Source organism: Streptomyces sp. NPDC002138, from assembly GCF_040296485.1.
In the GTDB taxonomy this organism is placed as follows: domain Bacteria; phylum Actinomycetota; class Actinomycetes; order Streptomycetales; family Streptomycetaceae; genus Streptomyces.
In genome coordinates this window covers 1-11,902 of the sequence record NZ_JBEOXE010000013.1, presented here as the reverse complement: position 1 = coordinate 11,902, position 11,902 = coordinate 1, and the positions used below count along the sequence as shown (strand labels likewise).

Here is an 11,902-nt window from a genome sequence, read left to right as displayed (position 1 = left end):
CCTCACCCGCACGCACTCGTCGAACAGGGTGGCCTGGCGATCCGAGCCCCCGGTCAGCGCTGGCGCGCAGTTGGTCAGCTGGTCGTCTCATGGGCGGGCTGACCGGGCCTTCGACGACGAGGGAGGGCAGCCAGGGGAGCTGTCGGAGTTCGAGCGGATCGTAGCTGTTCGGGGTGGCCGAGCTGCCGGACCGGGAGTACCCGCCGCGGCCGCGGGGCCACTACCTTGCCGGGGCCTCGTCGTTGTCCGCGTGAGGGGCGCGGCCGGCCGGCCGCGGCATTGCTTGTTGGACTGGGAAGGGCGTGGGGGCGTTGGTGATGCCGTCGGGCGGGCGGAGTGTGCTGGTGACGGGGGCGACGGGAGGTTTCGGCCGGGTGATTGTGTTCCGTCTCGCTAGCGCGGGCTGGGACGTGATTGCCGGAGCACGCGATACGGGAAAGGCCCGCAGCCTCGTGGCGGATGCCGCCGGGCGGGGCCTTGCCGTGCGCACCGTTCAGCTGGACGTTGCGTGCGAGGCATCCTGCCGCCAGGCGCTGCAGGAGTGCGCCGAGATGACGGGTGGCGGGCCGTGGGCGCTGGTCAACAATGCCGGCATCCCGCAGGCAGGCGCGGTCGCCGACGTGGACGACGAGCACGCCCGTCGCCTGCTGGAGGTGAATCTGCTGGGTCCGGCTCGGCTGTGCCGGCTCGTCCTGCCGGCGATGGCCGCCTGCGGCGGCGGCCGGATCGTCAACATCTCCTCGGGCCTGGGCCGGGTCCCCTGGCCGATGGGCGCCTGGTACAGCGCCGGCAAGCACGCCCTCTCGGCCCTCACCCACTGCCTGCGCGTAGAGGCCGCCCACCTCGGCGTCCGCGTCAGCCTGGTGGAACCCGGCGCGTTCGCCACCCCCATGCTCGGCCGCGCCCTGACCGACCTCGACACCCTCCGCGATCCGGCGAACCCCGGATACGAGAGCACCACGCGCCTGTTCACCGCCGTGGACCGCCGAGTACCCGGCCCCGAACCGGTGGCACGCACCGTCCAGAGGTGCCTGACGGCCCGCTGGCCGCGTCCCCGCTACGTCGTCGGCCGGGAAGCCCGCTTCCTCGTCCCCCTCCACACGATGCTGCCGCTGAGCCTCACCGACCGCATCAAGCACGCGGTCACCGGCCTGCCCCGCACCCCCGCAGCGGCAGCCCGGCCACCAGGCCAGCGACCCGGCGAAAGGTCCGGGCCCGTTAAGGAGACGGCGTGAGCACCCACAGCCGCATCACCCACACCGCAGTCCATCTGCCCACCCGACGCCAGCACGTCACCGAGATCGAACAACTCCTGCACCGCCACAGCCCGGCCCTCAAACTCCCCGCCGGCCTTCTGCAGCGCACCTTCGGCCTGCACCAGCGCACCGTCGCCGATCCCGGCGATCTGCCCTCCGACCTCGCCGCCCGGGCCGCCGCCCGCCTCTTACACACCGCCCGCCTCTCACCGGCCGACATCGACCTGCTGCTGTTCGCCGCCGTGAGCGCCGACGTCCGCGAACCCGCCAACGCCCACATCGTCGCGGCGAAGACGGGCATGACCTGCCCGGCCTTCGACATCGGCAACGCCTGCAACGGCGTCATCAACGCCCTCCAGGTCGCCGACGCCCTCATCCGCACCGGCCAGCACCGCCGCGTCCTGATCACCTGCGGGGAAACCCTCACCCGCCTCTCCCGCTGGAACCTCACTCGCGATCAACTGCGCACCGGACTGACCTCCCTGACCGGCGCCGACCTGGGTGCCGCCCTTCTGGTGGAGCCCTCACCCGTGCCCGGCATCACCGGCTCGGTGTTCCTCGCCAACTCCGTGGGATGGCCCGCCGCCACCCTCTACGACCCCCACCATGCCCCCGACCACCCTCAGGGTCTGCACGTCGACTCCGAGGCCCTGCTGGGCTCCTTCGTCGACCTCGACGTTCAGGGGGCCCAGTGGCTCAAGGATCAGCACGTCGATGTCCGCGATCTCGATCTCGTCTGCGTCCACCAGCCGTCCGTGCCCTTCGTGGACGCCTTCCGCACCCGCATGGGCATCGACACCGCGCAGATCGTTCCCACTTTCCCGCACACCGGGAACGCCGCCGCCGCGACCCTGCCCCTCCAACTCGCCCACGCCGTCGACCACCGCCGACTGGCCCCGGGGGACACGGTCGCGCTCTTCGGACTCGCCAGCGGCGCCAGCGGCGCGGTGATGCTCCTGCGCTGGTAACACCGACAGCGGCCCCTGAAGCAGACACCGAGGTGACTGCCCCACCTGCCCCCGGACGCGCCTGGATCCTGGGCGAAGACGGCGCGCGGGCGCCGGGGGACGCTCGCCCGTGCTCGCCGCAAGGTAGGCAGCTGGGGCGGGAAGGCTTTGCAGTGACGGAACGGATGCCGACCTTGAATTCCAACCTGCTGGATCCGCCGCAGGAACACCACCGAAGCGGTCATCGGCGCGATCACCGGCACCCTGACCCGGCCGCTCCTGAACCTCGGCCGCGACGCACGCGGGCCGGCTGCGCACGGTCAGCCGGACGGTCCCGCTGCGCCCGGACGCCCGGGACGCCGGTACAAGCCGCTGACCAGAACAACGGTGCGGGACGCAAACCTCCCCGGGCTCCTGACGAGGGTGGGGCGGGATACGGGCCCATGCTCGACGTCGGGCAGGGGCCGGGCCCGCTGACGTTGCCTACCGGTCGCCGGGTCACCCACCCGCCACACCCGCACGACCCAGGCACCCCCGCGTGCGACAGTCCGGATGGGAAGACCGGATGACGGGTTGTCCCACGCAAGTAGGGCCCGCCCGGTAGCCACACCGGCCGGGCCCTGCGCCACACGACACAGGCTCGTGAGAGGTGTTGCACCCCTGAACTGCGGTGACAGGGCTGGGGGCCCAGCCGGGACCGCTGCTGCACCACCGTGTTGCACTGCCGTGCGGTGCCAGAAGGCAAGACGAAGGCCCCGGGGGACGTCCCGGGGCCTCCACTTCGCTGACCTCCCAGCTCAACGACGGGCGAGGTGGCGTGTCACGCCCAGTCGACGCCCAGTTTCGCGAGGGCGGCGAGCTGGTCGGAGGTGAGCTTGTCGCGTCGGCTCTTGGTGTTGGAGACCCACACGCCGAGCTTCACGGTCACCGGCTCCGTCTCGCCCTTGACCGTGATCTCCTCGGCGTGGGCGCGGGGGACCGGCCGGTGGGCGCCTTCCCGCTCCACCCACTGGGTGAGGGCCTCCAGGCCCCGCTGGAACGCTTGCTGTGCCTTGCTCGGCCCCTTCGCCCCGCGACTGGCCGCGGGGGCGGGAGGGGGCGCCTGGTCGGGCTGCACGCCCAGCGCGGTCAGCCGCTCCTGCTGTTCGGGCAGGAGCCGCGGCCAGGTGGTCGGCTGTTTCTGCTGCTGGAGCCACTTGCCGATGTCGTCGCCGTCCATGAGCACGCCGGGTGCGATGTCGGGCAGTTGCCCGTCGGCGTCGACCAGGTCGGCCAGGACGCGGTAGTGCCGTTGCCAGTCCAGGGGCCAGGGGCAGTTCCAGTCCTTGTCGATCGCGGCGAGCTGTGCGGCCCGGGTGGTGGCGGTGCCCTCGTTCTTCCCGAGCCCGTTCTTCGCGCCCTTCCTGCGGAGGTTGGCCATGTACTGCCCGACGGGCACCATCTCGTCGTCCTCGCCCCACATGGCGTCCTGCCGGGGCGCGAGGTGTCCGGTGGCCCGCCGGTAGGAGCGGAGCGCGGCGAGCTTGGCCTCCCACGCTTCCTCGCCGGGCTCCCACACCATTCCGGCCTCCGGGGCGTCCAGCAGGGTCTTGCGCCGGTCCTCCAGCTCCCCGGCCCGCAGCGCCTTGCGCTGCTGGTGCACCCACCGCCCGAGCGGGAACGCCTTGGTGACGCCGACCTCGACCTCCACGTCGTAGGGCACGGCGTGAACGCTGGTGATCTCGTTCTCCGCCCGCCACCGGATCAGGGCCTGGTAGCCCTCCAGCCACACCAGGGACTCCGGCCGGTAGACGCGGGTGCGCAGGAACGCGGCGATCGTGGCGGCGTCGCGCGGGCTGGAGAAGTGGAGCAGCGCCGACTCGGCCGCGGCGTCGGTTCCGTCCTCCTGGTTCTCACCTTCCCCGCCGGTGCCGACGATCTGCCCGTCCTCGTCACGCCGGACGTGCAGCTTGCGCTTGCCGCTGGTGAGGGCGCGGGAGGCGAGCTGCTCAACGAGACGGTCGTCATGACTGCGCAGGCCCTGGAGGACAGCTACAAGGGGGCGGAAGCTGGCGCTGGCGACCATGTCGGTCGGGTCCTCGTTCGGCTCCAGGAAGACCGGCACGATGATCCGGGCGATCTTCGTGGACCCGTCCTTGTTCAGCCGGAGCGCGCGGCCGATGTTCTGCACGATCTCGACCTGGGAGCCGCGGGTGTCGGCGAAGCAGATCGCCTCGACACCGCGCTCGCCGGTGATGTCGACACCCTCGCCCAGGACCCGCACGGACGCGAGGAACGCCCGGTGCACGCGCCGGTTGTCCGCGTCGATGCCGTTGGCGAACTGCCGCAGGACCTCGCGCCGCTCGGTGACGAGGTGGTCCCCGCACAGCCACGCCGCCCACACCCGGTCCGGCGGGACGTGGCGGCCGGCCTCCAGCTCGTAGAACTCGGCGTCGATCGAGGACTTCGGCAGCTTCTCCGCGAACGCGGCCGCCTCCTCCACCTTCTGGTGGAACGTCATGACCGTGCGCAGGTTGTACGCCGCGGCGTGCTCCAGGAGCGCGGCCTGCAGCAGCGCCAGGCGCCGGCCCCGCTGCGCCTCCTCGGACTCCCCCAGGACGGGGGAGGGGTCGCGGATCTCCAGGACGTCGATCTCGAACCCGGCGAGGATGCCCCGCTCGATCGCCTCCGAGAGTCCCAGCTCGGCCAGCCAGGCGCCGTAGGTTCCGTCCCGGTCGTCGGCCATGCTCGCGATCTCCGGCTCCTGGCCGCCGGCGCCCTTCTGCGGCCGGGCCGCGGCCAGGATGCGCGGGGTCGCGGTGAGGTAGAGCCGGAAGTCCGCCGGGATCCGGGTGTTGTCGTGGATCGCGGCCCAGGGTCGTCCGAGGTCGCCGGCGGTGCCGTGCGCTTCGTCCGTTTTACCAACTGTGCCCTGAGTGTGTGTGACGTTCGCCTGGAGTGCTCCGCCGGGGTGGGGGAGGGGTGTGGACTCCGGTCTGGGATGCCGCCGACGGGGCGGCCCCGGTTCGGAGAGGGCGGCGCGCGGGTGGGTGGTCGGTTGGTGGTGGGGGAGTTGCGGGTGCAGGAGATCATCCACGGGGACGGGCGGGTCTGCTACACGGTCGTGGATACGGACTGCTCGGTGGTGGCGGAGGCGGACGGATTCCTGCGCACCTGCCGGGCGGGTACGGACCGCACGTACGCGTATGTGCTGGTTGATCATCTGCGGTGGCTGCGGTTCGCGGGCCTGGACACAGTGTTGGTGTCGCTTGAGGACCTGCGGCACTACATGGCAGCCCTCGGAGCGGACTACCCCGGCCCGTTCGGTCTGCCGTGGCGGGAAGGCAAGCGTCCCTACGGACATAGCGCACTGAAGACCGCCGCGGCCTGTCTGAAAGGCTTCTACCTCCACCTGGGCATCCGGGGCGTGAACCCGTCACTGGCGGAGGCGCTGCGCGTCACGCGGCTCCCGACGCGGGCAGACCGCCGTCGGGCGATGCTCGGGCACGTCCTGGACAGCATGCCCGCGAACCCTCTGGCTCCGTCGGAACGGATGCGCCGGCACCCGAAGGTGCTGCCGGAAGGCGCCCGGGATCTGCTGCTGGGAACGGTGTCGTGCGCGCGGGACCGAATGCTGGTCACGTGGCTGGCCGACGGAGGTTTCCGGATCGGCGAGCTGTGCGGGCTGCGTCTGGTCGACCTGCACCTTCGCGAGCAGGCCGCGTGCGGTCAATGCCGGGGACCGCACGTACACATCTGTCACCGTGAGGACAACGCCAACCGGGCCCGGGTGAAGACCAAGTCCCCCTGGAGATCGCAGGACGGCACTGTGTGCGGCGGGACGGTGCGCCGGGTGAGTCCGGCGATGATCCACACCTACTTCGACTACATCACCACCCAGTACCCCGCCCAGACCACTCACGGCATGCTCCTGGTCAGCCTGCACGGCCCCACCCGGGGCCGGCCGTGGACCACGGCCGCGGCCCGCGGCATGCTGCGCCGGGCCGCATCCCGACTGGAGATCGGCCGGGTGATCCCGCACGCTTTCCGGCACAGCTTCGCCACTGCGGTGCTGGACGCCGCACGGGGTAACGCTGTGATCGCCCGTGATGCTGGAGGCTGGGCCTCGGCGGCGACCGTCGAGCAGGTCTACGGTCACGTGGACGTCCACGACCCGGCCTTCGCCGCAGCGCTTGAGCAGGTGTGGGGGACACGGCCGTGATCCCGCTGACGCTACTGCCCGGCCGCACGGGTACCACCCGCATCGGCCGTGACCGGCTCGAACTGCTCACGGCCCTCATCGAGGCTCCCGCATTCGACCCGCTCTTCCGCGATCCGCTGATCTTCATTCCGCCTCAGCATCCGGTCTACGCCTGGCAGTGCGGCGTCGACGGCTGCCTGCGCATCCGCCGGGTCGGCCACAACCTGTGCAACACGCACAACCTGGAGTGGGAGCAGGCCGAGCAGACGGGGCAGACCAAGCGCGCCTTCATGGACGCGGCTACCGCCCTGCCTGCCGCGCGGGGAGTGGATTACGGCCGGTGCCTGATCTGTCCCGACCGTCCGGCGATCAGTCCCACCACCCGGCTTTGCCTGCAGCACCAGACCAGGTGGCAGTACGGCGAGGCAGCGGCCATGAACCCAGACCGGTTGCAGCACTGGGCCCGTACACAGCACCCGCTTCCCGGCTATGGCCTGTGCACGGCACGGTGCCCGTTCCTGGCCTGCACCTCACTGGGGCTGTGCCTCCAGCACCTGAACCGTTACAAGATAGACAACCGCCCTGGAGCGGCTCGGTCGCAAAACTCGCGGGGACCCCTCAAGGACGGCCAGCCGCTCCCGGTGACCTACGGCAACGAGGCGGCGTTCCGCGCCTGGTGCGCGACTACGGAGCCGGTCACGCAGCCAGGGCTGGTCAACCTCCACTGCCTGCCTCCGCTGCTGCGGGCCGAGATCCAGTGGGGCCTGCACACCCATGCCCAGTCCGCACAGCGCTCAGAATGGACCACCAACGACATCAGGAATCTCGTCAGAAATTGCTGGCGGGGCAGCATCACGTCCCTGATGGACCTGCACGAAGAAGGCTACGCAGGCCTGACACGTAAGCAGATGAACTCCGAGGTGCGCAAGATGATCTGGGAGGTCGTCAACGGCTTGCGCTGCGTCTACTACAGCCCCTCGGACACCAAAGACGCCGGCTTCCTGGAGACCGATCACTTCGGACGGCGCTTCAAGAGTGCGCAGAGCCACTTCGACATCACCGCCGTTCCTCAGCGGTGGCTGCGCGACCTGCTCTGGGACCATCTCGCCGAGTTGCTCCGTTCCCCGCAGTGCCCCCGCACCAGAGGCCCTTTCGACCAGATGCGCCGCGCAGCCGTCGAACTGGGCGTCTTCCTCCAGACTGACGCCCCCGAGGCAGGCCACGACCCCACTGTGCTACGCCGTGAACACGCCGAGCGGTTCGTCGCAGACCAGCGCCACCGTGCCCGTCATGGTCTGCCGTCCTTGGGCATGGTCCTGGTCGACGGACGATCCTCCACCGTCACTGACCTGACCTGCCAATTCATCTTCAATCAAGCCCGCAAGCTGCTCTACAGCGCCATCCCCGCTGGCCACGCCGAACGCCTCGGCATCGACAGCGGCTTCCTGACCGCCATCCCCTTCGGCGGCACTGGCCTCAAGCAGCGCTCCCGCAACCCCTTCAGCGACGACGTCGCCCGTGCACTGATGGACGAGACCAACCTGCGCCGCCTGGAGGAACTCGACCTCAATGACCGGGGCCTGCGGGATATCTGGGAGACCATTGTCGCCACCGGGCGCCGCTGCAGCGAGGTCGTCGGACTCCGGCTGGACTGCATCGGCCGCTACCGCGGCCTGGCCATGCTGTGGCACGACCAGACCAAGGTCGGCAACTACAACGAGGGCATCCGTATCCCTGAGCCCATCTACCAACGCCTCGATGCCCGCCGCACCAAGACACTCCAGTTCTTCGAAAAACGCTACGGCCGCACCCCAGCGACTACGGAACGCCCCGGCCTGGCCCTGTTCCCTTCCTCCATCCGCAACCCCAACGGCCGGCAGCCGATCTCCTACGGACACTTCAACCAGCGCTTCAAGACCTGGATAGACGGTCTCGACCTCGGCGGCGCGTACGTCGCCCACCAGGCCCGCCATACCCTGGCCACCAATCTGCTGCGCGCTGGCGCCACACTCACCCACATCCGCCGCTACCTCGGCCAGCTGTCCGAGCGCATGGCCGAGCACTACGTGAAGATCACCAACAGCGACCTCGAAGACGTCCTGAACACCGTCTGGGTAGCTGGGCCCGGCGCCCCCAACCCAGGCGAACTCCTCTCCGGCGACACCACCCCCATAGACCGCGAGACAGCCCTCGCCATGGCCCTGGACCTTTCCCGCCGCAGCATTCCCGCCGATGGGGGATTCTGCACCTACCAACCCGTCGTCGACGGCGGATCCTGCCCCTGGAAACTCGACTGCGAGAACTGCGACAACTTCGTCCTCTCCGGCGCAGACCTCCTCTACTGGCGACGCAAAGCCGAACAGTGGCGCTCCATCGCCGAGAACGCCCCGGACGACGCAACCGCCGACTACCTCCACACCGTCTTCGAACCCACGGCCAAGGCCATCAAAGGACTCGAGCAGGCGCTGGCTGCCCTCGGCATCCTCGACGAAGCCCTCACCCTGGACCTGAGGCGCCCCCAGGACTACTTCCACCGCACCTGGAGCACCGCCTTCCGCGCCCGAGATCTTGCCGCACTCCAGGCCCCCGACAACGCCACAGGACATCCATGAGTTCGCGCACCGACGCGGCCGTCCACGCCCGCCGCCAAGCCACCCAGGAGATGCTCGAACGCCTCCAGACCACCCTGGCGGGCGCAGCACGTGACCAAACGCCTCTCACCGTTGCAGCCCTTGCCCGTACCGCCCGCGTCTCTCGCACCTTCCTCTACCAAAACCAGCAGGCCAGAGCTCTGATCGAGCAGGCCAACCGAGCAAGCAGACCCCATCCCGGAGTCTCCAACAGCGGCAGCCGCGCACAGCCGGCCTGGAAGGAACGTGCACTCAACGCCGAAGACGCGCTTGCCCAAGCCCAGCGTGAAATCCGCATCCAGCACACCGGCATCGCAGAACTCCTCGGCAAGATCCGCGACCTCCAACACGATTTACCCGAAGGCTCACTTCAGCGCCTCGTCACGGAGAGCACCACGCTGAAGCAGCACGTACGACAGCTCACCCAGGACAACCAGCAGCTTCAAGAGCGCCTGACCAGCGCACGCCAGAACAACCGATTCATGGACAAACGCATCGCCGACCTTGAAGCCCAACTCGCGCTGTACCTCACCACCCCGCCCCCGCACTCCTGATCCAGCCTCGGATCCTTGCCTAACGGTAAGGATGACCGTTCAGATCCAGTCGATGCCCAGCCCCTTCAGCGCGGCCAGCTGTTCCACACTGAGCTTGTTGCGCCTGGCATTGGTGTTGGAGATCCACACGCCCAGCTTCACGATCACTGGCTCCGTCTCGCCCTCGACCGCGATAACCTCGCCGTGGGCGCGGGGCACCGGCCGGTGGGCGCCTTCCCGTTCCACCCACTGCGCAAAGGCTGCCAGGCTGCGTTGGAACGCCTGCTGTGCCTTGCTCGGGGCCCCCTTCGCCGTATTGCTGGCCGCCGGGGCAGGAGGCGGCGCCTGGGCGGGTTCCACGGCCAGTGCGGTCAGTCGCTTCTGCTGCTCGGGCAGCAGCCGCGCCCAGGTGGCCAGCTGTTTTTGCTGGGCCAGCCAGCGGCCGAGGTCGTCGCCGTCGAAGAGCACCCCGGGTTCGATGGCCGGAAGGATGCTCCCGGCTTCGGTGTCGATGAGGTGGGAGAGGACGCGGTAGTGGCGTTGTCAGTCGAGGGGCCAGGGGCAGTTCCAGTCCTTGTCGACCGCGGCGAGCTGCACGCCCCGGGTCGCCGCGGTGTCCTCGTCCTTCCCGAGCCCGTTCTTGGCGCCCTTGCGGCGGAGGTTGGCCATGTGCTGCCCGATAGGCACCATCTCGTTGTCCTCGCCCCACATGGGGCCCTACCGAGGTGCCAGATGGCCCATGGCCCGCCGGTAGGAGCGGAGCGCGGCGAGCTTGGCCTCCCACGCCTCTGTGGCCTCGCACGCCTCTGCGCCGGGTTCCCACACCATGCCGGCTTCCGGTGCGTCCAGTGTGAATGTGCGGGGTGGTGGCAGCGGTTGGGTGTCAGCCGGCGGTTGTGTTGGGGAGGGGCTGGGTGAGGTCTCCGATGCCGTCGATCTGGTCGGGTGTGGGTGTCGGTGTGAGTGGCCAGTTGAAGTCTTTCGGGTCTGGCCAGAGCTTGGTGGCGGTACCTGTGGGGTCGAGCGTTGTGACGAGGTCGGTGTGAAGGGCTTCTGAATCGGCTTCGGCGATGACGAGTGTGATGTGGTTGATCACGATGGTGGTCACGTGCCCCAGGCTTTGCTTGGCTTCGACGCCGACGACCCAGGTGTCGCCGTCTTCGTCGGTCTCGGTGATGGGCGTTCCGGGTAGCTCGATCCCGACCTTGTAGTGCCTGGTTCTGGCGTTGGGGTGAGGTTCACATGCTGCGGCCCAGACGGTGAGGTTCGCCGGCGGGGTGTTGGTGGTCATGATGTGTGTGCGGTGGTCTTCTGGGACGGTGTAGGGGGCGCCGTCCACGCGTGCTCTGACCATGGCTGTCTTCGCCGCCCACGTCGCGAGGACCTCTGCGTCGGCTTTGGCGACGTGAGTGTGCTCACCGCGTAGGAGGGGAACCAGAGTCTTCTCCGCACGGTTCTCCAGGTCGTTCATCCAGCCGCTGTTGCAGTCGCCGCAGACATCCTTGAGCGTCTGATTGAGGATGGACTCGGGTACCTGGCGGGACATGGCTATCTGTGTTCCGTCGGAGTAGCCGCGGTGGACTGTCTCTGTGCGGTCTTTTGGGGCTCCCCAGAGGACCTGGTTGATGAGTTCGCGCCGGAGGACGTGTTCACCGGTCATCTTGACTTCGGGCGCTGATCGACCGCAAAACAGGCATTTCTTCATTCGAGCATGGTGCCTTGCCGACCACTGGACTGTCTGGGGTTCCGCCTTGCGCTGTCTCTCTACCGACAGTGGATCTTGGCTGTCATGGGGTGACCAGGCTGCTGCCATGGGCTGCATAGCAGCAGGACGTGTGGCTGTCATGGGGTTGCCCATTCCTGTGTGCGGCTGGCCAGGGTCGGGGTGTGCGGCTGGCCATGGACGTGGGTGGCCGGTTGGCGCGGGGTGTGGTGGTGCGTCGGTTGTTGGTGGTGGACCCAGGGGCCGGGGTCGGTGTCGTCGCTGCATGTGCGGGTGATGGCGGAGGCTGCGGGGGTGACGGTCCGGACGGTGTGGAAGTGGCTGGCGGAGGCGCGTGAGGGTCGGCTGGAGCCGGTGGGGCGGCAGGACGGGTTCACCCTGGATGACGAGCAGTGGGCGGTCCTGGCGGACCTGGGCGGGAATGTCGCGGCTTTGTACAGGCGGTTGACGGCCGACGGATTGTCCTCGCCGGGGAGTGTGCCGTCCCTGGGAACGCTCCATCGGGTGGTGCGCCGGGATCTGCTGGCGGGGCGCGTGTTGGAGGTGGCTCGGCCGTCGCGGAACCGGGTCGAGGCGGGCCGCTATGACCGGGTCCTGGCCGAGCTGAAGCTTGAACGGGCGGGTGAAGGCCTG

General features: G+C 69.3%; 7 protein-coding genes and 2 pseudogenes. 6 read left to right on the top strand and 3 right to left on the bottom strand.

The features are described 5' to 3' along the window. The first annotated feature begins 317 nt into the window (after nt 1-317). Entirely contained in the window at nt 318-1,235 is a 918-nt protein-coding gene (locus ABT084_RS11105) for an SDR family oxidoreductase (protein WP_351041242.1), read from the top strand. Beyond that, nucleotides 1,232-2,224: a 3-oxoacyl-ACP synthase III family protein gene (locus tag ABT084_RS11100; RefSeq protein WP_351040916.1), complete on the top strand. Its 993-nt coding sequence runs from the start codon at nt 1,232-1,234 to the stop codon at nt 2,222-2,224. The genes ABT084_RS11105 and ABT084_RS11100 overlap by 4 nt, the downstream gene beginning before the upstream one ends. Before the next feature lie 799 nt (nt 2,225-3,023). Here the strand turns inward: ABT084_RS11100 and ABT084_RS11095 are convergent. Continuing rightward, entirely contained in the window at nt 3,024-5,279 is a 2,256-nt protein-coding gene (locus ABT084_RS11095) for a helicase associated domain-containing protein (protein WP_351040915.1), read from the bottom strand. Here ABT084_RS11095 and ABT084_RS11090 point away from each other — a divergent pair. From ABT084_RS11090 to ABT084_RS11080, 3 genes are read left to right on the top strand one after another with little or no spacing between them, the layout of a single operon-like run. Next, on the top strand, nt 5,262-6,404 hold the full coding sequence (locus ABT084_RS11090; RefSeq protein ID WP_351041239.1) for a tyrosine-type recombinase/integrase: 1,143 nt from the start codon (nt 5,262-5,264) through the stop codon (nt 6,402-6,404). The genes ABT084_RS11095 and ABT084_RS11090 overlap by 18 nt on opposite strands. After that, the gene (locus tag ABT084_RS11085; protein ID WP_351040913.1) at nt 6,401-8,995 is read left to right on the top strand and encodes a tyrosine-type recombinase/integrase; all 2,595 of its coding nucleotides are present in this window, start codon (nt 6,401-6,403) and stop codon (nt 8,993-8,995) included. The genes ABT084_RS11090 and ABT084_RS11085 overlap by 4 nt, the downstream gene beginning before the upstream one ends. Then, entirely contained in the window at nt 8,992-9,567 is a 576-nt protein-coding gene (locus ABT084_RS11080) for a DUF6262 family protein (RefSeq protein WP_351040910.1), read from the top strand. The genes ABT084_RS11085 and ABT084_RS11080 overlap by 4 nt, the downstream gene beginning before the upstream one ends. Nucleotides 9,568-9,606: 39 nt before the next feature. Here the strand turns inward: ABT084_RS11080 and ABT084_RS11075 are convergent. Further along, a pseudogene (locus ABT084_RS11075) lies at nt 9,607-10,407 on the bottom strand (helicase associated domain-containing protein); the annotation flags it as partial. 22 nt (nt 10,408-10,429) lie between these two features. Next, the gene (locus ABT084_RS11070; protein WP_351040908.1) at nt 10,430-11,251 is read right to left on the bottom strand and encodes a hypothetical protein; all 822 of its coding nucleotides are present in this window, start codon (nt 11,249-11,251) and stop codon (nt 10,430-10,432) included. Between the two features lie 270 nt (nt 11,252-11,521). Between ABT084_RS11070 and ABT084_RS11065 the strand changes: the two are divergent. Then, a pseudogene (locus tag ABT084_RS11065) lies at nt 11,522-11,902 on the top strand (ATP-binding protein); the annotation flags it as partial.

What these genes read in the sequence shown, in the direction of transcription:
- ABT084_RS11105 (WP_351041242.1), top strand. Translation starts at nt 318, where the DNA reads ATGCCGTCGGGCGGGCGGAGTGTGCTGGTGACGGGGGCGACGGGAGGT.
- ABT084_RS11080 (WP_351040910.1), top strand. Translation starts at nt 8,992, where the DNA reads ATGAGTTCGCGCACCGACGCGGCCGTCCACGCCCGCCGCCAAGCCACC.
- ABT084_RS11070 (WP_351040908.1), bottom strand. Translation starts at nt 11,251, where the DNA reads ATGAAGAAATGCCTGTTTTGCGGTCGATCAGCGCCCGAAGTCAAGATG.